The organism is Maritimibacter harenae (genome assembly GCF_009882975.1).
In the GTDB taxonomy this organism is placed as follows: Bacteria; Pseudomonadota; Alphaproteobacteria; order Rhodobacterales; family Rhodobacteraceae; genus Maritimibacter; species Maritimibacter harenae.
The window spans coordinates 661,736-686,688 of the sequence record NZ_WTUX01000011.1 but is presented as its reverse complement, the minus strand read 5'-3'; the positions used below and the strand labels follow the sequence as shown (position 1 = coordinate 686,688).

At 66.8% G+C, this 24,953-nt stretch carries 26 protein-coding genes; 14 read left to right on the top strand and 12 right to left on the bottom strand.

Going from position 1 to position 24,953, the window contains the following annotated elements:
• Positions 1-145 precede the first annotated feature (145 nt).
• From GQE99_RS10070 to GQE99_RS10060, 3 genes are all read left to right on the top strand, one after another.
• Positions 146-1,762: a L,D-transpeptidase family protein gene (locus GQE99_RS10070; protein ID WP_235917169.1), complete on the top strand. Its 1,617-nt coding sequence runs from the start codon at positions 146-148 to the stop codon at positions 1,760-1,762.
• Between the two features lie 122 nt (positions 1,763-1,884).
• Positions 1,885-2,160, top strand: coding sequence for an acyl carrier protein (locus tag GQE99_RS10065; protein WP_161351456.1), 276 nt, complete (start codon positions 1,885-1,887; stop codon positions 2,158-2,160).
• Between the two features lie 9 nt (positions 2,161-2,169).
• Positions 2,170-3,378, top strand: coding sequence for a beta-ketoacyl-[acyl-carrier-protein] synthase family protein (locus tag GQE99_RS10060; RefSeq protein ID WP_161351455.1), 1,209 nt, complete (start codon positions 2,170-2,172; stop codon positions 3,376-3,378).
• Between the two features lie 57 nt (positions 3,379-3,435).
• On the opposite strand, the gene GQE99_RS10055 is transcribed toward GQE99_RS10060, so the two are convergent.
• The gene (locus GQE99_RS10055) at positions 3,436-4,086 is read right to left on the bottom strand and encodes an invasion associated locus B family protein (RefSeq protein ID WP_161351454.1); all 651 of its coding nucleotides are present in this window, start codon (positions 4,084-4,086) and stop codon (positions 3,436-3,438) included.
• Positions 4,087-4,586: 500 nt separating this feature from the next.
• Between GQE99_RS10055 and GQE99_RS10050 the strand changes: the two genes are divergently transcribed.
• Positions 4,587-6,146, top strand: coding sequence for a helicase HerA-like domain-containing protein (locus tag GQE99_RS10050; RefSeq protein WP_235917168.1), 1,560 nt, complete (start codon positions 4,587-4,589; stop codon positions 6,144-6,146).
• On the opposite strand, the gene GQE99_RS10045 is transcribed toward GQE99_RS10050, so the two are convergent.
• The 3 genes from GQE99_RS10045 to GQE99_RS10035 all read right to left on the bottom strand — a co-directional run bounded on the left by GQE99_RS10045 (position 6,143) and on the right by GQE99_RS10035 (position 9,018).
• Positions 6,143-6,775, bottom strand: coding sequence for a M23 family metallopeptidase (locus GQE99_RS10045; RefSeq protein WP_161351453.1), 633 nt, complete (start codon positions 6,773-6,775; stop codon positions 6,143-6,145). The two genes, GQE99_RS10050 and GQE99_RS10045, sit on opposite strands and share 4 nt — an antisense overlap.
• 59 nt (positions 6,776-6,834) lie before the next feature.
• Entirely contained in the window at positions 6,835-7,605 is a 771-nt protein-coding gene (locus GQE99_RS10040; protein WP_161351452.1) for a hypothetical protein, read from the bottom strand.
• Positions 7,606-7,671: 66 nt separating this feature from the next.
• The gene (locus GQE99_RS10035; protein WP_161351451.1) at positions 7,672-9,018 is read right to left on the bottom strand and encodes an HlyC/CorC family transporter; all 1,347 of its coding nucleotides are present in this window, start codon (positions 9,016-9,018) and stop codon (positions 7,672-7,674) included.
• Between the two features lie 80 nt (positions 9,019-9,098).
• Here GQE99_RS10035 and GQE99_RS10030 point away from each other — a divergent pair, with 80 nt between their 5' ends.
• Positions 9,099-9,929: a metallophosphoesterase family protein gene (locus GQE99_RS10030; RefSeq protein WP_161351450.1), complete on the top strand. Its 831-nt coding sequence runs from the start codon at positions 9,099-9,101 to the stop codon at positions 9,927-9,929.
• 150 nt (positions 9,930-10,079) lie between these two features.
• On the opposite strand, the gene GQE99_RS10025 is transcribed toward GQE99_RS10030, so the two are convergent.
• Complete coding sequence (locus GQE99_RS10025) at positions 10,080-10,562, bottom strand: lytic transglycosylase domain-containing protein (protein WP_161351449.1); 483 nt, start codon at positions 10,560-10,562, stop codon at positions 10,080-10,082.
• An 89-nt stretch (positions 10,563-10,651) separates the two neighbouring features.
• Positions 10,652-11,860 (bottom strand): cytochrome P450, encoded by a 1,209-nt coding sequence (locus tag GQE99_RS10020; RefSeq protein WP_161351448.1) that lies wholly within the window; start codon positions 11,858-11,860, stop codon positions 10,652-10,654.
• A 133-nt stretch (positions 11,861-11,993) separates the two neighbouring features.
• Here GQE99_RS10020 and GQE99_RS10015 point away from each other — a divergent pair, with 133 nt between their 5' ends.
• Positions 11,994-12,863, top strand: coding sequence for an MBL fold metallo-hydrolase (locus GQE99_RS10015; RefSeq protein ID WP_161351447.1), 870 nt, complete (start codon positions 11,994-11,996; stop codon positions 12,861-12,863).
• 76 nt (positions 12,864-12,939) lie between these two features.
• Here the strand turns inward: GQE99_RS10015 and rplI are convergent, their stop codons facing one another.
• Genes rplI through rpsF form a run of 3 tightly spaced genes read right to left on the bottom strand, consistent with a single transcriptional unit; the run spans position 12,940 to position 14,187 of the window.
• Positions 12,940-13,569 (bottom strand): 50S ribosomal protein L9, encoded by a 630-nt coding sequence (gene rplI / locus GQE99_RS10010; RefSeq protein WP_161351446.1) that lies wholly within the window; start codon positions 13,567-13,569, stop codon positions 12,940-12,942.
• Positions 13,570-13,580: 11 nt separating this feature from the next.
• On the bottom strand, positions 13,581-13,808 hold the full coding sequence (gene rpsR / locus GQE99_RS10005; protein ID WP_020040241.1) for a 30S ribosomal protein S18: 228 nt from the start codon (positions 13,806-13,808) through the stop codon (positions 13,581-13,583).
• 19 nt (positions 13,809-13,827) lie between these two features.
• Positions 13,828-14,187 (bottom strand): 30S ribosomal protein S6, encoded by a 360-nt coding sequence (gene rpsF / locus GQE99_RS10000; RefSeq protein WP_161351445.1) that lies wholly within the window; start codon positions 14,185-14,187, stop codon positions 13,828-13,830.
• Between the two features lie 306 nt (positions 14,188-14,493).
• Here rpsF and GQE99_RS09995 point away from each other — a divergent pair, with 306 nt between their 5' ends.
• The 7 genes from GQE99_RS09995 to GQE99_RS09965 all read left to right on the top strand — a co-directional run bounded on the left by GQE99_RS09995 (position 14,494) and on the right by GQE99_RS09965 (position 20,598).
• Positions 14,494-15,066: a hypothetical protein gene (locus GQE99_RS09995; RefSeq protein ID WP_161351444.1), complete on the top strand. Its 573-nt coding sequence runs from the start codon at positions 14,494-14,496 to the stop codon at positions 15,064-15,066.
• 103 nt (positions 15,067-15,169) lie between these two features.
• Entirely contained in the window at positions 15,170-16,111 is a 942-nt protein-coding gene (fabD, locus tag GQE99_RS09990) for an ACP S-malonyltransferase (RefSeq protein ID WP_161351443.1), read from the top strand.
• A gap of 26 nt (positions 16,112-16,137) precedes the next feature.
• A complete protein-coding gene (gene fabG, locus GQE99_RS09985; protein ID WP_161351442.1) occupies positions 16,138-16,875 on the top strand; it encodes a 3-oxoacyl-[acyl-carrier-protein] reductase in 738 nt (245 codons plus the stop codon).
• 221 nt (positions 16,876-17,096) lie between these two features.
• Positions 17,097-17,330 carry an acyl carrier protein gene (locus GQE99_RS09980; RefSeq protein WP_005645147.1) on the top strand — a complete coding sequence of 78 codons (234 nt, stop codon included), beginning with the start codon at positions 17,097-17,099 and terminating at the stop codon, positions 17,328-17,330.
• A gap of 176 nt (positions 17,331-17,506) precedes the next feature.
• Positions 17,507-18,775 (top strand): beta-ketoacyl-ACP synthase II, encoded by a 1,269-nt coding sequence (fabF, locus tag GQE99_RS09975; RefSeq protein ID WP_161351441.1) that lies wholly within the window; start codon positions 17,507-17,509, stop codon positions 18,773-18,775.
• Complete coding sequence (mltG, locus tag GQE99_RS09970) at positions 18,775-19,926, top strand: endolytic transglycosylase MltG (RefSeq protein WP_161351440.1); 1,152 nt, start codon at positions 18,775-18,777, stop codon at positions 19,924-19,926. Before fabF ends, mltG begins: the two co-directional genes overlap by 1 nt.
• A 96-nt stretch (positions 19,927-20,022) precedes the next feature.
• The gene (locus GQE99_RS09965; RefSeq protein ID WP_161351439.1) at positions 20,023-20,598 is read left to right on the top strand and encodes a PRC-barrel domain-containing protein; all 576 of its coding nucleotides are present in this window, start codon (positions 20,023-20,025) and stop codon (positions 20,596-20,598) included.
• A gap of 61 nt (positions 20,599-20,659) precedes the next feature.
• Here the strand turns inward: GQE99_RS09965 and GQE99_RS09960 are convergent, their stop codons facing one another.
• Positions 20,660-21,082: a cupin domain-containing protein gene (locus GQE99_RS09960; protein WP_161351438.1), complete on the bottom strand. Its 423-nt coding sequence runs from the start codon at positions 21,080-21,082 to the stop codon at positions 20,660-20,662.
• A gap of 140 nt (positions 21,083-21,222) precedes the next feature.
• Positions 21,223-22,497 carry a phosphopyruvate hydratase gene (gene eno, locus GQE99_RS09955; protein WP_161351437.1) on the bottom strand — a complete coding sequence of 425 codons (1,275 nt, stop codon included), beginning with the start codon at positions 22,495-22,497 and terminating at the stop codon, positions 21,223-21,225.
• A 153-nt stretch (positions 22,498-22,650) separates the two neighbouring features.
• On the opposite strand from eno, the gene GQE99_RS09950 reads away from it, so the two are divergent.
• On the top strand, positions 22,651-23,949 hold the full coding sequence (locus tag GQE99_RS09950; protein WP_161351436.1) for a flavin-dependent oxidoreductase: 1,299 nt from the start codon (positions 22,651-22,653) through the stop codon (positions 23,947-23,949).
• On the opposite strand, the gene GQE99_RS09945 is transcribed toward GQE99_RS09950, so the two are convergent.
• Positions 23,950-24,852 carry a DMT family transporter gene (locus GQE99_RS09945; protein ID WP_161351435.1) on the bottom strand — a complete coding sequence of 301 codons (903 nt, stop codon included), beginning with the start codon at positions 24,850-24,852 and terminating at the stop codon, positions 23,950-23,952. It lies immediately after the preceding gene.
• Positions 24,853-24,953 lie beyond the last annotated feature (101 nt).

The following is a 24,953-nucleotide window of genomic DNA, read 5'->3' as shown; positions in this document are numbered from 1 at the left end:
AATGCGTGGTCTGGATGTCGCACCCCCGGATGGCGCAGGGCACAACCCTGCGGCTGTCGCGTTTGTGATTTCTTCGCCCGGGGGCCTGTGGCACACTTTGATTATGGGGAAGAAACCGATGTTTGACTTGAGGGACCTTAAAACGATGACATTGCCGCGCCTGCTGCGTCCGCTGCTGCTTTCCGTTGCGCTTGCCGCGCCTGCCGTCACCACGGTCGGGGTGACGCCTGCCGAAGCCCAGATCGAGATACCCACCTTTGCGCAGGCGATCGCCGAAGCGGCCGCCAGCGACGCCGATATCGGCGCGTTCTATTCGCAGAACGGCTATCAGCCGATCTGGACCGGCGGGTCGGAGGCGCACCGTGCGCGTATCGAGGCGCTGTTCCAGGCTATCCAGCACGCCGACGACCACGGGCTGCCCCGCAGTGCCTTCGACACGACGGCGCTGATGGACGACATGCGGTCGATCGACAGCCCGCGCGACATGGGCCGGGTCGAAGTGGCGCTCTCAAGGCTCTTCCTGACTTACGCCCGCAACATCCAGAGCGGGGTTCTCACCCCGTCCGATATCGCGGAAGGCATCAAGCGCGAGGTGCCGCTGCGCGACCGGACGGAGCTGCTCCAGGACTTCTCGAAGGCCGAGCCGGCGCCGTTCCTGCGCACGCTGCCGCCGACTTCGCCCGAGTATACCCGTCTCATGCGCGAAAAGCTGCGGCTTGAGCGGGTGCGCGCCAAGGGCGGCTGGGGTCCGGTCATCCAGGCCGGGTCGCTGCGCCCGGGCAACAAGGGGCCGGGCGTCATCCAGTTGCGCAACCGGCTCGTGGCGATGGGTTACATGGACCGCTCCGCGACCCGTATCTACGATGGCGAGATTCAGCGCGCCGTGCAGAATTTCCAGTCCACCCACGGCCTGACCACCGATGGCGTCGCGGGCAACGACACGATCCGCGCCATCAACGCATCGGTCGAGGACCGTCTGAAGTCGGTCATCGTCGCGATGGAACGTGAGCGCTGGATGAACTTCGACCGCGGCGAGCGGCACATCTGGGTCAACCTCACCACCTTCTCGGCCCGCGTGGTCGACGAGGGGAAGGTGACGTTCGAGACGCGTTCGGTCATCGGTCAGAACCTGTCCACGCACCGCACGCCCGAGTTCTCCGACCGGATGGAGCACATGGTCATCAACCCGTCGTGGTACGTGCCGCGGTCGATCATGGCGGCGGAATATCTGCCGCAGATGAAGGCCAACCCGGCCGCGGCGGGCCACCTGCAGCTGATCGACGGATCGGGGCGCGTCGTGCCGCGCGGCGCGGTGGACTTCACCCGTTATTCGGGCCGCAACTTCCCGTTCAACCTCAAGCAGCCGCCGGGCAACGGCAACGCGCTGGGGCTCGTGAAGTTCATGTTCCCGAACCGCTACAACATCTACCTGCACGACACGCCGGCCAAGAGCCTGTTCAACCGTGAGACCCGGACGTTCAGCCACGGCTGCGTGCGCCTGCAGGAGCCGTTCGAGTTCGCCTACACCATGCTGGCCCCGCAGGAGGAGAACCCCGAGTCGTTCTTCCACAGCGTGCTGAACACCGGGCAGGAGACCCAGGTGGATCTCGAGACGCCGGTGCCCGTGCATCTCGTCTACCGGACCGCGTTCACCGACACGCGGGGCGAGATGAACTATCGCAACGACATGTACGGGCGTGACGGCAAGATCTGGGCGGCCCTGCAGAATGCCGGGGTCGATCTGCGGTCGTTCGAAAGCTGATCCAGACCATGTTCAAGTTCACCGGCGCGGGCCTTCGTCCGCGCCGGTTTTTGCGTGACCACGTGTCATCAGTATGATTCAATCCGATGCGAGTGGGGACCGGTCCGGCAAGGAGGGGCGCAATGACGACGGCGAGCGACGAAATCGAGCGGCAGGTGGTCGAAATCTTCGCCTCCCTGACGCAGCGCGACCCGGCCACGATCGGGTCTGGCGATACTATGGAAGCCCTGGGGGTCGACAGCCTGTGCATGGTCGAGGGGATCTTCGCCATCGAGGAAACCTTCGACGTGTCCGTGCCTTTCAACGCCAATGACCCCGGGGCCGCGCCCGTCGATCTCTCCACGGTCGGAAGCGTCGTCGAAGCGGTGCGCACGCTGCTCTCTCAGAAGGCCGCCTGACGGCACGACATGCGACAGGTGGTGATAACCGGGGCCGGGACGATCAATCCGCTTGGCCACAGCGTGGCGGATACGAAAGCGGCGATGCGGGCCGGGCGCTCGGCCATCGGCCCGCTCGACATCCGCGACGTGGACCGGCTCAGCCAGAAGATCGGTGCGCAGGTGACGGGGTTCGACCCGGACGCGCGCTTCGATCGGCAGACCCTTTCGATCTGCGATCGCTTTTCCCTTTTCGCGCTTGCCGCCGCCCAAGAGGCGATGGCGCAGGCCGGGCTGACGGTGGATGACGCGCTCGCGCCACGTGCCGGTGCCGTGCTGGGCAATTCCGGCGGCGGGATGACGACGCAGGACGACGGCTTCCGCGCGGTCTACGAGGATGGCAAGTCGCGCGTGCACCCCTTCACCGTCCCGCGCCTCATGGGCAACGCGCCAGCCGCACAACTGACGATGGCCTACGGGCTGCGCGGACCATCCTTCACGGTGTCCTCCGCCTGCGCGTCATCGAACCACGCGATGGGGCAGGCGCTGTCGATGATCCGTGCCGGGATGGCCGACGTGATGCTGACCGGCGGCGCGGAGGCGATGCTGACCTTCGGCGGACTCAAGGCCTGGGAGGGGCTGCGCGTCATGTCCCCCACCGGCTGCCGCCCGTTCTGCGCCACGCGCGACGGGATGGTGCAGGGCGAGGGGGCGGCGATCTTCGTCTTCGAGGCGGAAGAGCACGCGCGCGCCCGCGGGGCGCCGATCCTCGCGCGGGTGGCGGGCTATGCCATGTCTTCGGACGCAGCCGACATCGTCATGCCGGACGCGCAGGGGGCGGCCGCGGCGATGACCGGGGCCCTGTCGGATGCGGGGCTGTCGGCGGGCGACGTGGGATACGTCAACGCGCACGGCACCGGGACGGCGGCCAACGACCGGACGGAATGCGCCGCGATCCGGGCGGCCTTCGGGCCTGCTGCGGGGGACGTGGCCATTTCCTCGACCAAGTCGATGCATGGGCACCTGATCGGGGCGGCGAGCGCGGTGGAGCTGATCGCCTGTCTCATGGCGCTGGAGGAGGGCGTGATCGCCCCCACGGCAGGGTGGCGGGCGCCCGATCCCGATTGCGACCTCGACATCGTCACCAACGCGGCGCGCCCGGCACGGGTCACGGCGACGCTGTCGAATGCCTTCGCGTTCGGCGGCATGAACGCGGTGCTGGCGCTCACGGCCCCCTGAAACGAAAACCGCCGCGCCCCGGGTGGAGCGCGGCGGCTTGTTCTTTCCGTGCCCGGCTTACTGGGCGGCGGGTGCCGCATCCTCGGGCAGTTCCGGCACCTCGAGCGAGTTCCAGGCGTCGGTGAAGCCGTTCAGCGACAGCGGCAGCTCGACCTGTTGGTCCGGAGCCGCGACGGGCACCACGGTCAGCGTCGCCTGGCTGCCGGCCTTGAACGCCTCGACCTCGGCCGAGGTGTAGCCGATCTGCGCGACGCAGCCGTTCGGATCACAGTAGCGGAACGGGTAGCGGCGCGGCGCGGCGCTGTCGACGCCGATGGTCATCTGCTGGGTCAGGAGCACGCCGAGCGGGACGATGATCATCGAGCCCGCAGACGCCTCGGCGCCTTCCGGCAGCTTGCCGATCGACACCTTGCCCACGGGCTGGGCGTCGGGCTCTTCCCGCAGGAATTGCGTGATCTGGCACGGCGGCGGGTTCTCGTCGCCCGGGATGCGCAGGCATTCGCGCTGCCAGTCCCCGAAGACCTCGTCGACGTAGGTTTCGACCCGCGGCTGGCCTTCCGGCGTCGCCGGTTCGCCCATGTCCAGCTCGGGGACGGCCGTCTGGCCCTCTTCGGCCGGTGCCGCATCCTCGGTCGTGTCCTGCGCGTAGGCCGCACCACCCAGTGCGATCAGCGCGGCGAGGCCGAGGGGTGTCAGGAACTTTGCCATGATAATTTCCCTGTTTCCTTGCGAATTTATTCGTCGGATGGACTAGCACGCACACGGGACGAGGTCAGCCCCCATTTCACCTGCGGCGGGAATTGGCCAATCACTTGCGGTCCGCGCCGCCGCGTGCGCCATAGAAAAAGGGCCTGCAAGACGCAGACCCCTTTCCATTTTTTGTATCTCCCTGTCGGACTGGCCGACTTATGGAACGGACGCTACGATGAAAGAAGTGACCCGTCAACAGCCAGTTCAAGATCCGTGATGGCGGTCCCGTCAAAACGTGATCGGGGGCGCAAATCCCTGTTTTTGAAGGTCCGGACGTTCGGTCAACTTGCCAGTTGCGGACCGAAAAAAACCGCGCCCCGAGGGGCGCGGCAGTCTGACAGGGAGGGAATGCTCCGGCTGAACAAGGACATGTGCCGGAGCATGCTTCACTCTGGCAGGGAAGGGTTAACATTGTATTGTCGGCAGCGGACGGGGCGTGAACGGGAGGCGATACGGGCATGACGGATGAGTTGCAGGGCGCGGTCTTTGTCGGGGGCGGCGGCGAAGGCCATGGCACCAAGCAGGGCTTGCTCCTGAAATACGCCAACCGCCACGGGCTGGTGGCCGGGGCCACCGGCACCGGCAAGACCGTGACGCTTCAGATCCTGTCGGAAGGCTTCTCGAAAGCCGGCGTTCCGGTCTTCGTGTCGGACGTGAAGGGCGACCTCTCCGGGCTCGCCAAATCCATGACGCGTGAGCACAAGCTGCACGGCGCATTCGAGAAGCGCGCCGCCACCATAGACTTCGACGATTACGTCTACGAGGCGTTCCCGGTCACCTTCTGGGATATCTACGGCGAACAGGGGCACCCGATCCGCACCACCGTGAGCGAGATGGGTCCGCTGCTCCTGTCGCGGCTGCTCGACCTCACGGACGTGCAGGAAGGCGTGCTCAACATCGCCTTCCGGGTGGCGGACGAGCAGGGGATGCCGCTTCTGGATCTCGAGGATCTCCAGGCGCTCCTGGTCTGGGTCGGGCAGAACGCCGACGAGTTGTCGCTGCGCTACGGGAACGTGGCCGCGTCCTCGGTCGGGGCGATCCAGCGCGCGCTTCTGGTGCTCGAGAACCAGGGGGGCGAGCGGCTTTTCGGCGAGCCCGCGCTGGAGCTTTCCGACATCATGCGCACCGAGCCGGACGGGCAGGGGCGGATCTCGATCCTCGCCGCCGACCGGCTGATGGCTTCACCCAAGCTCTACGCGACTTTCCTGCTCTGGCTCCTCTCCGAGCTCTTCGAGGAACTGCCGGAAGTGGGCGATCCGGACAAACCCCGGCTCGTCTTCTTCTTCGACGAGGCGCACCTGCTTTTCGACGACGCGCCCAAGGCCTTGATCGACAAGGTGGAACAGGTCGCGCGCCTCATCCGGTCGAAGGGGGTGGGTGTCTACTTCGTCACGCAGAACCCGGCCGATGTCCCCGACGACGTGCTGGGCCAGCTGGGCAACCGGGTCCAGCACGCGCTGCGCGCTTTCACGGCACGTGACCAGCGCGACCTGCGCCGGGCGGCCGAGACCTACCGCCCCAATCCCCGCTTCTCGACCGAAGAGGCGATCCGCGATGTCGGTGTGGGCGAGGCGGTGACGTCGTTCCTCGAGGCCAAGGGCGCACCGGGGATCGTGGAGCGCACGCTCATCCGCCCGCCATCTTCGCACCTGGGCGCGATCGACACGGAAACCCGGCAGGCCGTGATCGAGTCCAGCCCGGTCTACGGCAAGTACGACACCGAGCTCGACCGCCATTCCGCCGCGGAAATGCTGGCCGCGCGGGCCGCGGCGGCCGCCGAAGAGGCCGCCCGGGCGATTCCGCCCGATGACAAAGCCGAGCCGGCCGCGCGGGAGTTCAACAACGCCCGGCGGTATGACGGCGGGCGCGGCGGGTCGCGGCGCCTGGGCGGCGAGGAGCGATCGCTCGGCTCCAGGTTCGGTGAAGAGGTTGCCAAGGTCGTCATCAAGGAGCTGAAGGGAACGACCGGCCGGCGCATCGTGCGCGGCATCTTCGGCACGATGTTCAAGGGGCGTTAACGGCAGGCCACCGGGTAGGTGATCCTGTCGCGCTGTGCCGGCTGGCCGGTGTAACACGTGATCCGGCCCGGGCCCGCGGCCCAGTTGTGGTTCGGATCCTCCTGCGCCATCCCCTGCCAGTAATTCGTGCCACCCCGCCGCCGCGCGCCGGGGGCGGTTTCGCGGTGATACTCGAAATGCAGGTGCGGGTAGGAGGACAGAAGCCCCGAGGCGCCGAGCGTGCCGATCTGCTGTCCGCGCGCCACCGTGTCGCCGACCTCCACCATTCGGTCATCGAGGTGGAAATAGAGCGTCTGGACGCGCCGCCCGGCGGAATCCTTGCCATGTTCGATCACCACGCGGTTGCCGTACATCGGTTCATAGAGGCTGATGGTCACGACGCCCGGCGCGGCGGCAAGGACCGGCGTGCCGGTGACGGCCGCCACATCGATGCCGCGATGGCCCAGCTCGCCGTCCGGCGTGAAGGGCATGAACTGTTGCGCGATGGGGGGCGCGTTCGCAGGCAGGCTCAGGGGAATCTTCGGCTCGACATGAGGACGGTATTCCACGGCGGTGCCGTAGCCGCCGGTCACGCAGCCGGCGAGCGACAGGGCCAGCGCGCCGGTTGCGATGCGTGTCAGAAGCCCCATGCGACATCCCCGTGTGGTCTGCGCAATCCTAGCGCCGGGACGGGGTATGGGCAATCGCGCTAGCCGTGTCTCCGGGCGTGGCGCGCGATTTTCGGTTCCGCCGCCCGAAGCGCGGCCGACAGGGCATCTGCCAGCGTGTCGTGGCCCAGCCGGTCGGGCGTGAGCACGCCTGAATGTGCCGCGCAGAGCTGGCGGGCATCGCCCCAACGCGCCACCAACTCTGCGCTCCAGTCGCGAAACGCCGCGGCCGCACCCGGCCGCTTCTCGAGCGCCATCGACAACGTGGGGTGCACGCCGAGCTTGCCGGTCTTGCCCGCCTTCTTGGGTGGACGGTAGTTGAACGTGTCGTCCACGTGGATCGTGCCGCTCGCCGGGTGGAAGGCGAGGATCGAGCCGCAATGGATCTTCTCGTTCGAGGGGATGAGCGTGACCCCGTCCGGGCAGGCGAAGTCGAGTGCCGGGGCGAATTGCGCCCACAGTGCTGGGTCATCGATCGTCAGATCGCCCCAGTCCAGCGCGGGAAAGAGCCGCAGGTGCCGCGGCGTCCCGTAATGGCTGGCGGCCGGGAAGGCGGCGTGCATCGCTTCCGTGTGCAGCGTGTGGAACGGGTGCAGGTTCAGGACCGCCGCCACGTTCTCGCGCCCGCCCGTGATCGCATCGAGCTGTTCAAGAAGCCCGTCGGACAGGGTGTAGCTGTCCAGGATGACGAAGCGTTCCGGCCCCAGACGGACGAGCGAGGCCTGGGTGCCGATCTCGATCAGCCCGCCGATCTTGAAGGAGCCCCGGATGTTCCAGAAGCCGTCGCCGAGGTCGATGATCCGTTCGCGCATGCTGTCCTCCGTTTCCGGGCAGCGTAGCGGTGCGGGGCCGGCGTGAAACCCGGCCCCCGCGTCAATTCACCGATCCGTGACCGTTGTTTGCGGCTCGAGCGCCCGGATCCGGAGCCGCGCGATGCGGTTCTCCTCGCGCTTGAGCACTTCGAAGCGGAAGCCGTGGAACGAGAAGACCTGGCCCTCGGCCGGGATGGTCTGCGCCTCGTGGATCACGAGCCCGGCGATGGTGTTCGCTTCGTCGTCCGGCAGCGACCAGTCGTTCGCGCGGTTGAGGTCGCGGATCGTCATGCCGCCGTCGACCGAGTAGGCGCCGTCCGGCAGCAACCGCAGGTCGCCCGCGTCCGAGGTGTCGAACTCGTCCGTGATCTCGCCCACGATCTCCTCGAGGATGTCCTCGAGCGTGATCAGCCCTTGCAGGGCGCCGTATTCGTCCACGACCAGTGCGAAGTGCGTGTGGCGCTTGAGGAATTCGCGCATCTGGTCGTCGAGCGTCGTGGTCTCGGGGATGAAGTAGGGCTCCATTGCGACCGACAGGATGTCGAAGGTCTCGAACGCCTCCGTGCGCCCGGTCTCACCGGCCGCCTGGCCGGCCGCGTACATCGCGCGGCTCAGGTCCTTGGCGTGAATGACCCCGATGATGTTCTCGTGGTCGTCGCGGTAGATCGGCAGCCGCGTATGGGGCGAGGCGAGCGCCTGTTCCAGGATCTCGGTCGCGGGCCGGGCCGCGTCGATCATCTCGATCTGCGAGCGGTGAAGCATGATCTCTTCCACCGTCCGGTCGCCCAGGTCCAGCGCGCCCAGCAGCCGGTCGCGGTCTTCCTTCTCCACCGCGCCTTCGTGGTGGCCCAGCGTGATGGCCCCGGCGATCTCTTCGCGCACGGCGAGGATCTGGCTGTCCGGGTCGGTCTGCACCCCGAAGGCGCGCAGGATGAGCCGGGTGAGCACGCGCACGATGCTCACGATCGGCGACAGGGCGAGGATGACGATCCGGATCGGGGCCGAGACCCAGGCCGCGGCCGTTTCGGGCCGGGTGATCGCGTAGGTCTTGGGCAGCACCTCGGCGAAGATCAGGACGAGGAGCGTCATCACCAGCGTGGCCAGCGCGATGCCGCTTTCCCCGAAGAGCCGGGTGAAAAGCGCGGTGGCGAGCGCGGAGGCCAGGATGTTGACGAAGTTGTTGCCCAGGAGCACCGAGCCGATCAGGCGTTCGTTGTCCTCGGTGATCGTCAGCGCCCGTTCGGCCGACTTGTCGCCCTTGTCGGCCTTCGCGCGCAGCTTGCCGCGCGAGGCCGCGGTCAGCGCGGTCTCGGAGCCCGAGAAGAACCCGGAGAGGACGAGGAGAAGGAGGATCGCGCCGGCGCTTGTCCAGAAAGCGGTGTCGAGCAGCGTGCCGGTGTCGGCTGGTGTCATCGTGATTGCATCTCTTTGGAATGACCGTGTTATGGTCGTGCCCTGCACCCGTTTCAAGTGGGCGCGACAGGGAGGACACAATGAAAATCGCCGATCTGGGCCGTCTGGAGGGCCCCGTGATCCTTTGGGGCGGGGCGCTCGGCAATCTATCGGCGCTGCAGGCGCTGCGCGCGGTGATCGAGGAGGCCGGCATCCCGCGCGACCGGGTGATCGCCACCGGGGACCACGCGGGCTACTGCGCGGAAGGTGAAGCCTGCGCGGACGCGGTCCGCCGCCTGGGTTGGGCGAGCATCGCCGGAAACGTGGAGCGCAGCTTGGCGCGGGACGCGGCCGAGTGCGGCTGCGGCTTCGATGCCGGGTCGACCTGCGCGGCGCTGTCCGAGGCCTGGTGGGCTCACGCACGACGGACCGTGTCGCAGGCCACGCGCGACTGGGCGGCCGGGTTGCCGGACGTGGCGGTGTTCCAGCACGGCCCGCGCCGCTACGCGGTGATCCACGGCGGCGTGACGGCCATCTCCCGGTTCCTGTGGCCCGTGTCGCGCCAGCCGGAATTCGCGGAAGAGATCGGCGCGCTCGAGGCGGCTGTGGGGCCCGTCGACGGCGTAATCGCCGGGCATTGCGGGCAGGCGTTCCAGCGGGTCGTGGCCGGGCGGCGGTGGATCAACGCGGGGGCGATCGGGATGCCGCCCAACAACGGTGTGCCGGGCGGGCAGTACGTGCGGCTCGACGACGCTGGCGCGCATATCCTACGCCTGTCCTACGACCCGGCACCGAGCCTGGCTGCGATGCGCGCGGCGGGTCTCACCCAGGGGTATGACCGGACACTTGAGACGGGGCTCTGGCCCAGCGAGGACATCCTGCCCCCGCAGATGCGCCGGCAACCCGAAGCGCGCGACGCGATCGGGCCTTGACGCACAGGCCGGACGCTGGCCCGGCTTTCACCGGAAAACCGGAAAACCGGAAAACCGGAAAACCGGAAAACCGGAAAACCGGAAAAGTGAAATCATGCTATGAAACAGGGTGTTGCGCGGCACCTTGGCCTTGGACGGCCCGGCGCAGGCTCAACTGCGCAGGCCGGTGGCCTTCAGAAGCCCCAGCCGTTTCGCCTCGTAGTAATACCCCTGCGCGTACCACCCCATCGCCGCGTCCATGTCGCCATCCGCCACCATGTAGGCCCCGCGCAGGTACTTGCCCGCGTAGCGCAGGTTCACGTCCGGATCGAGAAGCTCCGACGCCGGGCCGCGGTGCCCCATCGTGCGCGCAGTGCGCGGATGGATCTGCAACAGCCCGAAATACGGGCCGTTGCGCGCGGCCGGCTTGTGCGTGCTTTCGCGGATCGCCTGGCGGTGGACCAGCTCGCGGGGGATCTCGTAATGGTCCGCCCACTTGTTGATCAGCGTGCGCAGTTCCGGCGTCTCGTTGGGGTAGAGCGGCGGATCGAACCGGCCGCGTGACTTCGTGGCCGCCGTCAGGTTCAACTGTCCGCAGCCGGCCAGCGCGACCAACCCGCCGCTCAAAACCGCGCGCCGTGACAAGGTCTTCATGCAAGCTCTCCCCACTGTCCTGTTCCACCGTGCCGCGAATTGGAGCGCACGGGAAGACAGGCGGGAGTGCCTCGGCGGGCGGGCGCCGATCAGCGCACGGTGACGGGCAGCCGGGTGAAACCGCGAAAGCGGGCGAGCGGCAGGCGTTCGCGCGGCCCGTCGGCGGCGAGCTTGGGAAAACGGTCGACGAGCTTGCCGATGGCGATGCGCCCCTCGATCCGTGCCAACGTGGCCCCGAGGCACACGTGAATGCCCGTGATGAAGGCGATCTGGCGGTTGGGCTTGCGCCCCAGGTCCACCCGCTCGGGGTCCTCGAACTGGGCGGGGTCGCGGTTCGCCCCCGCGATCGAGGTGTGGATGTAGGTCCCCTTGCGCACGACGCCGCTGTCGAGCGTGATGTCCTCGCCCGCGCGCCGGTTGCCGATCTGAAGTGGGCTTTCCACGCGCAGGAACTCCTCGACCGCCGTCGTGATGAGGCCGGGATCGTCCAGCAGCCGGCGATGTTCGCCCGGATTGTCCAGAAGCGTGCCCACCGCGTTGCCGGCGAAGGAGGTCGTCGTCTCGTGCCCCGCGTTCAGCAGGAAGATGCAGTTCTGGATCAGTTCTTCCTGGCTCAACCTCTGTCCGTCGTGTTCCCCGAAAATCAGCGCCTCCAGCACCTCGCCCTGCGCGGCCCCGTCCGGGTTCGCCCGGCGATGGTTGATCAGGTCGTCCAGCACTTCCGAGAATTCCTCGACGGCGCGGTTGCCCGCCTCCATCCGGTCGGGCGGCACCACCGGGTCGAGCGCCCCCAGGATGGCGAGGGAATAGCCGCGCAGTTGCGGCCGGATCTCTTCCGGCACCCCCAGCATGAACGAGATGATCTCGGTGGGCAGAACCTTCGCGAAATCATCGATCATGTCGAACGACCCCATGTCCTCGACGCGGTTCAGAAGCCGGTCCACGATGTCGTCGATGAGCGGCTCGAACTCCCCCAGCTTGCGGGGCGTGAAGGCGCCCGACAGCAGCTTGCGCACCAACGTGTGCTTGGGCGGGTCGTTGAAGACGAGCGATGTGGTGTGATGGCGCGCGAGCGGGCACTCGCCGAACTTGCGGCCGAATTCCTCGGTCTTGTCCGACAGCATGTCGCGCGACTGGTAGACCTTCAGCACGTCCGCGTAGCGCGTGAGAAAGACCGAGCCGTCCGGGTTCTCGTGGATCGGGTCGGTTTCGCGCAGCCGCGCGAGGGTGGGGTAGGGATCGGCGATGAACGCCTCGTCGATCCGGTTGAGGTCGAACCCCTTCACGTCGCCATCCATCGCATCCTCCCTTGGCTAGCGCCGCAACCTATGCCGAGCGGCCGGGCGGCTTCAAGGGGGCGGCGCGAAACATATTCATGGAACAGAATGAATTTCCGCGTGTTGCGGGGGAAAGCACATCCAAGGAGGCAAGATGACCCATCCGACCGTCAAATCATTCTGGGACGAAACGACCGGGAGCTGGCAATACGTGTTCCACGACCCGGCCACGATGAAGGGCGCGGTCGTCGACCCGGTTCTCGATTTCGACCCGAACGCGGGGGCCGTGATGACCACGAACGCCCAGCGGATCCTCGACTACGTCGACGAAATGGGGATCGAGGTGGTCTGGATCCTAGACACGCATCCGCATGCCGACCACTTCTCGGCCGCGGCCTGGCTCAAGGAAAAACTGGGCGCGCCGCAGGGGATCGGAGAGCACGTGGTCGGGGTGCAGCGGCTCTGGCGCGACTATTACCACCTGCCGGATTTCCCGGTGGACGGCCACCAATGGGATCGGCTGTTCGCCGATGGCGACCGGTTCGAGGTGGGCGAGATCGAGGTCGAGGTGATGTTCACCCCGGGCCACACGCTCGCCTCCGTGAGCTACCGGGCCGGCGACGCGGTGTTCGTGGCCGACACGCTGATGATGCCGGACGTGGGCACCAGCCGCGCGGACTTCCCGGGCGGCAGCACGGCCGATCTCTACGACAGCCTTCAGCGCATCCTGTCGCTGCCCGAGAACACCCGCGTCTACGTGGGCCATGATTACGCACCGGAAGGGCGCGACGCCGCCTGCGAGGCGACGGTGGCCGATCACAAGGCGCACAACGCGCACCTGGGTGGCGGTGTGAGCCTGGACGATTTCCGCGAGACCCGCGATGCGCGTGACGCCACGCTGCCGCTCCCGGACCTGATGCTCTACGCGCTCCAGGTGAACATGCGCGGCGGGCGCCTGCCGGAACCGGAGGCGGACGGGCGCAACTATCTCAAGGTGCCGGTGGGCCTCTTCGAACCGCGCTGACAGCCATGCGCCGCGGCAAAAGAAAAGGGCCGCGCAGGGTGTCCCTGCGCGGCCCTCGCATGTCGTGGGGCGAAGATTACTCTTCGTCTTCCGACTTCTCGTCTTCGGTCGTCTCTTCGACGGTCTCGGCCAGTTCCTCGTCCTCCGAGGTGGCGGCGCCGATGTCGTCGAACAGTTCCGAGATTTCGAACTCGGCCTGCGCTTCTTCTTCGGCGGCCAGTTCCTGGATCGACTTGCCCGACGCCTGCAGCTCGGCCTCTTCGGGCGAGCGGGCGACGTTCAGCTCGATCGTGATCATGACTTCCGGGTGCAGGTGGATTTCCACCTCGTGCAGACCCAGCGTCTTGATCGGCTCACGGATGAGGACCTGCTTGCGATCGACCGAGTAGCCTTCTTCGGTGGCGACGTCGGCGGCGTCACGGGTGGTGACGGAGCCGTACAGGTTGCCGCCGTCGGAGGCCGCGCGAATCACGACGAACTGCTGGCCACCCAGCTTTTCGGCGAGCGCTTCGGCTTCCTTGCGGGTTTCCAGGTTGCGCGCCTCGAGGTGGGCTTTCTGCTCTTCGAACTGGGCGATGTTCGCCTTCGAAGCGGTCAGCGCCTTGCCCTGGGGCAGAAGGTAGTTGCGCGCGAAGCCCGGCTTCACGTCGACGACTTCGCCCATCTGGCCCAGCTTGGCCACGCGTTCGAGTAGGATGACTTCCATGGGATCTCTCCTTACTTCACGGCGTAGGGGAGCAGGGCGAGGAAACGGGCACGCTTGATTGCGCGGGCCAGCTCACGCTGCTTCTTGGACGAAACGGCCGTGATGCGGGACGGCACGATCTTGCCGCGCTCGGAAATGTAGCGCTGCAGGAGCTTCGTGTCCTTGTAATCGATCTTGGGTGCATTGTCGCCGGAGAACGGGCAGACCTTGCGACGGCGGAAAAACGGTTTCGCAGCCATGGTTTAGCTCCTTCTCGGCTCAGCGGTCACGACGTTCGCGACGGTTGTCGCGTTCGTCTTTCTTCTGCATCTGGATCGACGGACCTTCGTCGTGCTCTTTCACCTTGATGGTGAGCACGCGCATCACGTCGTCATGCAGGCGCATCAGGCGTTCCATTTCCTGAACGGCGTCCGACGGAGCGTCGGTCTTCAGGAAGGCGTAGTGGCCCTTGCGGTTCTTGTTGATCTTGTAGGCCATGGTCTTCACGCCCCAGTACTCGCTGTCCACGACTTTCCCGCCGTTGTCAGCCAGCACGGTCGAGAAGTGTTCGACCAGACCCTCGGCCTGCGCGTTGGACAGGTCCTGACGCGCAATCATCACATGCTCATAAAGCGGCATGGGTTCTCCAGTTTTTCAGGCGCGCTTCAAAGACCGGGTTTCCTTCCGCTCCCGGTCACGAGAGGCCACGCGGTTCAGTCAGCTGCGCGGAAGGAAGCGCCCTTCTACACGTCTCGCCCCCGAATGCAAGGAAAACGAAAAGGGTATGGAGGCCCTTACCGTTGAAGTTCAAAGGTAGGGGAAACCGTACATTTTTCTATAAAACAAAGGGATAAGGCCGCTAAATGTCCTGCGGCGCGCCCCATTTGCGCCTCATTTCCTAACGAACGTGATCCTCATAACAACTGTGGGAATGGGAAGAGAACAATGTCTGCTCTTTCAGGACAATTCGGTCTGGACCTGACCGACACACTTCCGAAGGAAGCCGTCGACCGGCTCGGCACAACGCCGACCTCCTGGGGCTACATCATCGGGAACCAACCCGATGGGGTCTCGACGCTTCGCTTCGCACTCGCCCGGTTCTTCGGAACCATACTGTTTCTCTCGGGCCTGACGCTGGGGCTGTTGCCCGAAGGGGGCGCCGCGACCGGCATGATCGCCATGAAGCTCGGCGGCATGGTCATGTTCATGCTCTTCGGCGGCGTCCTCCTCTGGGCCGGACGCCAGCGTCCCGGCACCGAATGCCACGTGGATCTGCACAACAACGTGCTGCGCCTCGGGGGCCGCGACATCACGGGCGCGTTCAAGATGTCCGACATGCTGCGCTTCTCCGACATTCACTCGGTCTTCCTGTATCGCGAACCGAAGGGCAAGAAAGCCGCCTATCTCTACCTGCGCCTTGACGAGACCATCGCGGTCGAAGTCGCGCACGGGGATCTCGAGCGGATGGAAAGCCTGCGTCAGCGTCTGTCCTACGACCTGACCCGCGGTATCCACTGACTTCTCCCGACCTCTCCTCCTGACCCTCCGAACCGCGTCCGGGCGTTGCGCCCGGGCGCGGCTCGCGCTATCCCCCACGACAACTATAGAGCAGGGAGGGACCATGACCCGCGCATTCGTATTCCCCGGACAGGGCGCCCAGACGATCGGCATGGGCCGCGACCTGGCCGAGGCCTATCCCGAGGCCCGCGCCATCTTCGACGAGGTCGACGAGGCCCTGGGCGAAAAGCTGTCCGCCCTGATCTGGGAGGGCGCGCAGGACGACCTGACCCTCACCCAGAACGCACAACCCGCCCTGATGGCCACCTCGCTCGCCGCGATGCGCGCGCTCGAAGCGGAAGGCGTCGCCGTCGACACCGCGGCCTTCGTCGCCGGCCATTCGCTGGGCGAATATTCCGCGCTGGCCGCGGCCGGGGCACTCAGCGTCGCCGACACCGCGCGCCTCCTGCGCACCCGTGGCGCGGCCATGCAGAAGGCCGTGCCGGTGGGCGAAGGCGCGATGGCCGCGCTTCTCGGGCTCGATTTCGCCACCGCGCAGACGGTGGCCGAAGACGCCGCCCAGGGCGAGGTCTGCCAGGCCGCCAACGACAACGACCCCGCGCAGGTGGTGGTGTCGGGCCACAAGGCCGCGGTCGAACGGGCCGTCGAACTCGCCAAGGAAAAGGGCGCGCGCCGTGCGGTGCTGCTGCCGGTCTCCGCACCTTTCCATTGCGCCCTCATGCAACCCGCCGCGGACGTGATGGCCGAGGCGCTGGCCGAGGTCGCCATCAAGGCGCCGGCCGTGCCGCTGGTCGCCAACGTGCGCGCCGAGGCGGTGAGCGATCCGGACACGATCCGCCAGCTCCTGGTGGACCAGGTGACCGGATCGGTGCGCTGGCGCGAAAGCGTGGCCTGGATGGCCGGGCAGGGCGTCACGGAGACCTGGGAAGTGGGCGCGGGCAAGGCGCTCACCGGGATGATCCGCCGGATCGACAAGAGCCTCGCCACCCGGACGGTGGGAACGCCGGACGAGGTGAAGGCGGCCGCTGAAACGCTGGCCGGCTGAACGGCCACAGGAACAAGGGACGTAAGATGTTTGATCTGACTGGAAAACGCGCGCTGGTGACCGGCGCTTCGGGCGGCATCGGCGGTGCCATCGCCAAGGCGCTCCATGATGCGGGCGCGACCGTTGCCCTGTCGGGCACCCGCGAGGAACCGCTCAAGGCGCTGGCCGGAGAATTGGGCGAGCGCGCTCACGTGGTGCCCTGCAACCTCTCCGATCCGGAGGCGGTCGACGCGCTGCCGAAGGCGGCCGCGGACGCGATGGGCGGGCTCGACATCCTGGTCAACAACGCGGGCATCACCCGCGACCAGATCTTCATGCGCATGTCCGACGAGGACTGGCAGAGCGTCATCGACGTGAACCTGACCGCCACCATGCGGCTGTGCCGCGCCGTGATGCGCCCGATGATGAAGGCGCGCTGGGGCCGCATCGTGAACATCTCGTCCATCGTCGGCGCGACCGGCAACGCGGGGCAGGTGAACTACGCCGCCTCCAAGGCGGGCATGGTCGGCATGACCAAGTCGATCGCGGCCGAGGTCGCCACGCGCGGGATCACGGCCAACTGCGTGGCCCCGGGCTTCATCGCCACCGCGATGACCGACAAGCTCACCGACGATCAGAAACAGAAGATCGACGCGCAGATTCCGGCCGGCCGCATGGGCACGCCCGAGGAGATCGCGGCCGCCGTGCTCTACCTGTCGAGCCCCGAGGCCGCCTACGTCACGGGCGCCACGCTGCACGTCAACGGCGGCATGGCGATGCTGTGACGCTGCACCTTCAGGTTGTGGCTTTCGCAGCACCGACACGCTGCCCGGCACGGGCGGGAGAAATCGTTTGCCCCGCCGGTCCGGTGTGCTAAAGGGGGCGCAGTTTTCGCCCCGGGGACATTGTGATCCGGGGTACAGCCTCGCTTGAACGGGGACAGTCTAAGAGGCTCCAGTCGGAGTAAACAAACAGGCCAAAGGCCTGAAAACTGTGAGGATTTGATATGAGCGACGTCGCAGATCGCGTGAAGAAAATCGTTGTCGAGCATCTCGGCGTGGAAGAAGACAAGGTCACGGAATCGGCCTCGTTCATCGATGACCTCGGCGCTGACTCGCTGGACACCGTGGAACTCGTCATGGCCTTCGAAGAAGAGTTCGGCATCGAGATCCCCGATGACGCCGCCGAAACGATCCAGACCTTCGGCGACGCGGTCAAGTTCATCAGCGAAGCGTCCTGATCCCCAACGGATCGACACTTCCGGAAGCGGCGCCCCTTCGGGCGCCGTTTTGCTTTGGGGCCGGTGCTGCGGCGGCTTGACTCCGAACCGGTCGCGAATGCCGTTTCGCGCTTGCCACATGGGGGCGTGAACGGGTATCCACCCCTGCGAAACACAAGAGAAAAAGGGCTGTCTCGATGGAGAAGCGTCGCGTCGTCGTCACGGGTCTCGGCATGGTATCGCCGCTGGCATGCGGGGTTGAGGAAAGCTGGAAGCGGATTCTGGCAGGCAAATCCGGGGCCGGAGCGATCACCCGCTTCGATGCCTCGAACGTCGCCACGCCCTATGCCTGTGAAATCCCCTACGGCGACGGATCGGACGGGACCTTCAACCCGGACGACTGGATGGCCCCGCGCGACCGCCGCAAGGTGGACGATTTCATTCTCTACGGTCTCGCCGCCGCGACCCAGGCCTGCGAAGACGCGGGCTGGACCCCGGAGGACGAGGAAGACCGCCTGCGCACCGGCGTGATGATCGGCTCCGGCATCGGCGGGCTGAACTCGATCGCCGATACCGCGCTCCTGATCAAGGAAAAGGGCCCGCGTCGCGTGTCGCCCTTCTTCATCCCCGGCGCGCTGATCAACCTGATCTCGGGCCAGGTGTCGATCAAGTACGGCTTCAAGGGTCCGAACCACGCCGTCGTCACCGCCTGTTCCACAGGCGCGCACGCGATCGGTGACGCCTCGCGCCTGATCCAGCACGGCGATGCGGACGTTATGGTCGCCGGCGGCGCAGAAGCCGCCATCTCGGAAATCGGGATCGCCGGCTTCAACGCCTGCAAGGCGCTCTCCACGAAGCGGCCGGACAGCCCGGAAACCGCCTCGCGCCCCTATGACGAGGACCGCGACGGCTTCGTGATGGGCGAAGGCGCCGGCGTGGTCGTGCTCGAGGAATACGAGCACGCCAAGGCGCGCGGTGCGAAGATCTACGGCGAGATCCTGGGCTACGGCATGTCGGGCGACGCCTACCACATCACCGCGCCGTCCGAGGACGGTGACGGCGGTTTCCGCGCGATGCAGGCGGCCCTGAAGAATTCGGGCCTCGAGACGAGCGACATCGACTACATCAACGCGCACGGCACCTCGACGATGGCCGACGTGATCGAGCTGGCCGCCGTCGAGCGGTTCCTGGGCGATCATGCCGCGAATGCGACCATGTCCTCGACCAAGTCGTCGATCGGGCACCTCCTGGGCGCGGCCGGGTCGGTCGAGGCGATCTTCTCGCTGCTCGCGATCCGTGACCAGGTGGCCCCGCCCACCATCAACCTCGACAACCCGGCCGTGGAATCGACCCTGTCGCTTGCGGCCAACAAGGCCGAGGAGCGTGAAATCGAGGTGGCCCTGTCCAACTCGTTCGGCTTCGGCGGCACCAATGCCACGTTGATCATGGGCAAGGTCCGCGATTGATGTGGAAAAACATCGCGTCCAACGCGCTGTCCCTGTCGATCATCGCGCTGGTCGTGATTGCCGGCGTGATCGGGTGGGGCAAGCGCCAGTACGAGGCCGAAGGTCCGCTTGAAACCGCGATCTGCCTGCGTGTCGAGCAGGGGTCGAATTTCACCCGCGTCTCCGAGGCGCTGGAAACGCAGGGTGCGATCGACAGCACCGCGATCTTCCGCATGGGGGCCGAGTATTCCGGCAAGTCGACCGAGCTCAAGGCCGGGTCCTTCCTCGTGGAAGAACACGCCTCGATGCGCCAGATCGTCGACATCGTCACCCGTGGTGGGGCGTCGACCTGCGGGACCGAGGTGGTCTACCGCATCGGCATCAACGCGGCCGAATACCGGGTGCGCGAGCTCGACCCGGCCACCCAGACCTTCCTCGTCGTGGCCGAGTTCACGCCCGAGGACGACGTGCCGGCGGAATACGCCCGCGTGCGCGACCTGGCCGACACACGTTACCGCGTGGCCATCGCCGAAGGGGCGACGTCGTGGCAGATCGTGGACGCGCTCAGGAAGGCCGAGTTCCTGTCCGGCGAAATCGCGGCCCAGCCCGCCGAAGGCTCGCTCGCACCCGACAGCTACGAGCTGCGGCCGGGCGACGACCGGGCGGAGCTGATCGACCGGATGCAGACCAAGCAGGACGAACGGCTCGCCACCGCGTGGGAGAACCGGGCCGAGGGACTGCCCTACGAAAGCCCCGGCGAGGCGCTCATCATGGCTTCGATCATCGAGAAGGAGACAGGCCAGCCGGAGGAACGCCCGCAGGTGGCGAGCGTCTTCGTCAACCGGCTGGAGCAGGGGATGCGGCTTCAGACGGACCCGACGGTGATCTACGGCATCACGAACGGGCAGGGTGTCCTGGGCCGCGGCATACGCCAGTCCGAGCTCCGGGCCGACACGCCCTACAACACCTACGTGATCTCGGGCCTGCCGCCCACGCCCATCGCCAACCCGGGGCTCGCTTCGATCGAGGCGGCGTTGAACCCGGCGGAGACGGATTACCTGTTCTTCGTGGCCGACGGCTCGGGCGGTCACGCCTTTGCCAAAACGCTGGAAGAGCACACCCGCAACGTGTCGCGCTGGCGCGAGATCGAGGCGCAGCGCGCGAGCGAATAGGCTTAGGCCGAGGAAAAGTCACGAAAAAATCCGGAACGTAGCCCCGGGGGTTCGTGTTGTGTCGATAACAAGGCAACACGAACCGAAGGAGGTTACATGACCCGCCTTACGACAACTGCACTTGCACTGATTCTCGCCACCGGCCCCGCGCTCGCCGCGTCGCACACCGAGGGCGACTCCGACGGCAACATGGAAAACCAGGACTCCATGCAGTCCGAGGACATGCAGGACGAGCAGGCGATGTCGGACGAGGACATGTCCGAAGATGCGGACGTGGATGTCGATGTGACCATCGCGGAAGCCAGCGAAGCGATGGTGAACGCGAATCCGCAGCTCATCCGCACCCGTGACATCACGGGCGGCGACATCTACACGCTCGCCGAAGAAGACATGGGCATGAACTGGGAAGACGGTCTGACCTACAACGCCGTCGAAGACGGCTGGACCGACATCGGTGAGATCGAGGACGTCGTTCTGGACCAGAACGGCAAGATCGCCGGCGTCGTGGCCGAAATTGGCGGCATCTGGGATCTTGGCGACAAGCACGTGATGCTGCCGATCGACGGCCTGAAACTGGTGCCGGTCGACGACACCGAATACAGTGTCGTGACGCGCGCCAGCCTGGACGATCTCCAGGCGCTGGAAGACCTCGATGAAGGCTTCTGGAACTAATCGCTCCCTGTTCCCACGCCAGAGGCCCGGTCCCCGCGACCGGGCCTTTTTCATGTGCCGGTCAGGGGATGGAGAAGCCCTCGGGGGCCAGCGTGAAGCCTTCGAACTCGAAACCGGGGCTCACCGTGCAGCCGACCAGCGTGTATTCCCCGGTCGTCTCGGCCGATTGCCAGTGGTGCGGCGGCACCGTGATCTGCGGCGCTTCGCCCAGCGCGAGCCCGGGTCCCAGCTTGTGGTGCACGGCCGGTCCCGCCTCGGAGGAGGCGATCGACAGGGTGAGAGGGCTGCCCGCGTAGAAATGCCAGGTCTCTGCCGCGTCGACCCGGTGCCAATGGCTGCTTTCCCCGGCCTTCAACAGGAAATAGATCGCGGTCCCCGGGCTGCGTCCACCCTCCGGCGCCTCGGCCCGGAAGGTTTCGCGAAACCAGCCGCCTTCGGGATGCGGAGACAGGTCGAGGGCGGCAATGATATCGTCTGCGGTCATGGAGGCAGTTAGCCACGAAAACCCCGACAGGGAAAGCGCTGTGGAAAACGAGCCGCGCGTCGACGGGCGACCGTGGGGGCATGGCGGAAACGAAAAGGCCCGCCGGGGAGGCGGGCCTTTCGCGGTTCATGGAACCTCGATCACTTCAGGATCGAGCGCCCGGCATATTCGGCCGTCTCGCCCAGCTGCTCCTCGATGCGGATCAGCTGATTGTATTTCGCGAGCCGGTCGGAGCGCGCCAGCGACCCGGTCTTGATCTGACCGCAGTTCGTCGCGACGGCGAGGTCGGCGATGGTCGCGTCCTCGGTTTCGCCCGAACGGTGGGACATCACGTTGGTGTAACGCGCGCGGTGGGCCATATCGACGGCCTTGAGCGTCTCGGACAGCGACCCGATCTGGTTCACCTTCACGAGCATGGAGTTGGCCACGCCCTGCGCGATCCCGTCGGCAAGCCGCACGGGGTTGGTCACGAAGAGGTCGTCGCCCACGAGCTGCACCTTGTCGCCGATCTTGTCGGTGAGAAGCTTCCAGCCCTCCCAGTCGTCCTCGGACATGCCATCCTCGATCGAGATGATCGGATAGGCGTCGCAGAGCGCTGCGAGGTAGTCGGCATTCTCGGCGGAGGTGAGCGACTTGCCTTCGCCCTTCATCTCGTACTTGCCGTCCTTGTAGTACTCGGTCGAGGCGCAATCGAGGGCAAGGAAGATGTCCTCGCCGGGCTTGTATCCGGCCTTCTCGATCGACTTCAGGATGAAATCGAGCGCTTCATTGGTCGAGCCCAGTTCCGGCGCGAAGCCGCCTTCGTCGCCCAGGCCCGTCGACATGCCGGCCGCCGACAGCTCTTTCTTGAGCGTGTGGAACACTTCCGAGCCCATGCGCACGGCGTCGCGGATGTTGCCCGCACTCACCGGCATGATCATGAATTCCTGGATGTCGATCGGGTTGTCGGCATGCTCGCCACCGTTGATGATGTTCATCATCGGGACCGGCAGCACGCGGGCCGAAGAGCCTCCGACGTAGCGGTAGAGCGGCAGCATCGAGAAATCGGCGGCCGCCTTGGCGGTGGCCAGCGACACGCCGAGGATCGCGTTCGCACCCAGCCGGCCCTTGTTCTCGGTCCCGTCGAGCTCGATCATCGCGCGGTCGATCATCTCCTGCTCGGTCGCGTCCATGCCGACCAGCTCTTCGGCGATTTCGCCGTTCACGGCGGCGACCGCTTCCAGCACGCCCTTGCCCATGTAGCGGCTCTTGTCGCCGTCGCGGCGCTCGACCGCCTCGTGCGCGCCGGTGGAGGCCCCCGAAGGCACGGCGGCCCGGCCCATGGTGCCGTCTTCAAGGACCACGTCCACCTCGACCGTCGGGTTGCCCCGGCTGTCGAGGATTTCGCGGGCGAAAATGTCGATGATGGTGCTCATTGGCTGTCCCCGGCTGAATATCTTGCTCGACCGCGTTCTAGCGGTGACAGAGCCCGAGGAAAAGGCCGGTTGCGCCAACGGTTCGCGGGGTGAACCGTTGTCAATTTTCACGACCGTGCTACACAACCCGGGCTTTACGTTGCGGAGGGGGTCATGGCGGCTCAGAAGGTATTGATCGCGGGCGGCGGCATCGGGGGGCTGGCGACCGCGCTGACGCTCCAGCAGATCGGCGTCGAATGCGTGGTGTTCGAAAGCGTGCGCGAGCTGAAGCCGCTCGGCGTGGGCATCAACCTGCAGCCCAACGCGGTGCGCGAACTCTACGATCTCGGGATCGGTCAGGAGGCGCTCGACCGCGTCGGCGTGCCGGCCCGGGAATGGGCGCTCGTCGGGCTGAACGGCAATGACATCTACTCCGAGGCGCGCGGCACCCACGCAGGCTACGACTGGCCGCAATATGCCGTGCATCGCGGGCAGTTCCACATGCTGCTGGCCGACACCTTCATGGAGCGCGCCGGGCCGGAGGCCCTGAAGCTGGGATCGCGCGTCACGGGCTATCGCAACAACCCCGACGGCAGCGTCGCCGCCTTCGTCGAAACCGCCGAGGGGACGCGCGAGGAAACCGGCACGCTTCTCATCGCGGCCGACGGCATCCATTCGGCGATCCGCGCGCAGATGCACCCGGAGCAGCCGCCGATCAACTGGGGCGGCGCGATCATGTGGCGTGGCACCACGGTGGCCAAGCCCATCCGCACCGGGTCGTCCTTCGTGGGACTCGGCACCCACAAGCACCGCATGGTGATCTACCCGATCAGCCACCCGGACCCGGAGACCGGCCTCGCGCTCATCAACTGGATCGCCGAGATGACGGTCGATCCCGCCGACGGCTGGGAGAAATCCGGCTGGTTCCGCCCGGTCGAGATCGAGGAATTCGCGGACAATTTCAACGGCTTCACCTACGACTGGCTCGACGTGCCCGCGATGCTGCGCGCGGCCGACGTGGCCTATGAGAACCCGATGATCGACCGCGACCCGATCGACACCTGGATCGATGGCTCCGTCGCGCTGATGGGGGACGCGGCCCATGCGATGTATCCCACCGGCTCAAACGGCGCGAGCCAGGCCATCGTCGACGCCCGCACGCTGGGGGCGCGGATGGTCGAGCACGGCGTGACCCGCGCGGCGATCGAGGCCTACGACGCCCAGCTTGCCGGTCCCATCGGCGAGGTCGTGCTGCGCAACCGGGGCGCCGGCCCCTTCGGGCTTCTCAACATGGTGGACGAGCGCTGCGGTGGCGAGTTCGACGACATCGACGCGGTGATCCCGGCGGACGAGCGGCGCGACTTCATGGCCAAGTACCAGGCCGCCGCGGGCTTCGCGCGCGACACGTTGAACGCGGCGCCGCGGACCATCCCGGCCGGGGCCAGGGCCGCCGACCTGACGCCAGCGGAGTGATCAGCCCGGGCGCACCGGCGAGGCGGCCAGCGCCGCGCGCCGCGCCGCCCGGCTGACCCGCGCCTCCCGCACGATGGTGTAGACGCCCGCGCCCACGATCAGCGCCGCGCCCACCAGCGTCCAGGCATCCGGCACCTCGTCGAAGAACACCAGCGCGAAGACGATGGCATAGACGAGGCGCGTGTACCGGAACGGCGTGACGGCCGGCACGTCGCCGGTCTGCATGGCACGGGTGAGCGCGTAATAGCCCGACATGCCCAGCGCGGTCGCGATCACGATCAGCCCGGCATCGCCGGGGGCGGGCAGGGCGAAGGGTTCGAACGCCAGGAGCACCGCCCCCGACACCGCCGCCATGACGAAGCCCCAGGCCGAGGTCTGAAGCGGGTGGATGCCCGCGGGCGTCACCCGCGTGGCCACGTCGCGCACCGCGAGCCCGATTGCCGCGCCGAGCCCCAGGAGCGCCTCGGGCCGGAACGCCTCGGCCCCGGGGCGCAGGATCACCAGCACGCCGACGAGCCCGATGGAAATGGCAAGCCAGCGCCGCCACCCCACGCTCATGCCCAGAAACAGGATCGCCCCGATGTTCACGAAAAGCGGATTGGCTTGGAGGAGCGCGGACAGAAGCCCCAGTGGCACCAGCGTGAGACCCAGCACGAAGCAGGTGGTCCCCATGAGCTCGCCCGCGTTGCGCAGCAGGATGATCGGGTGAAAGAACTGGCGCGTGAACGGCGAATGCCCGCGTGCCGCCGCGATCAGGCCGAAGACCGCGCCGCCCAGAAGGCCCAACGCGATCAGCACCACGCCCAGCGGCACGCGCTCCGTCACGATCTTCACGAAAACGTCTTCGGAAGCGAAGAAACCCATGGCCAGAACCATGAGAAGCGCGCCGCGGATATTGTCCATGTGCCTGTCTCCGGGGCGAGGGGCCCCGTGCCTGCGTATCGGGAAGCGCGCGCGAGGGGAAGGTCGCGGGGAGACGAAAAAAGGACCCGGAAGGATAGCCC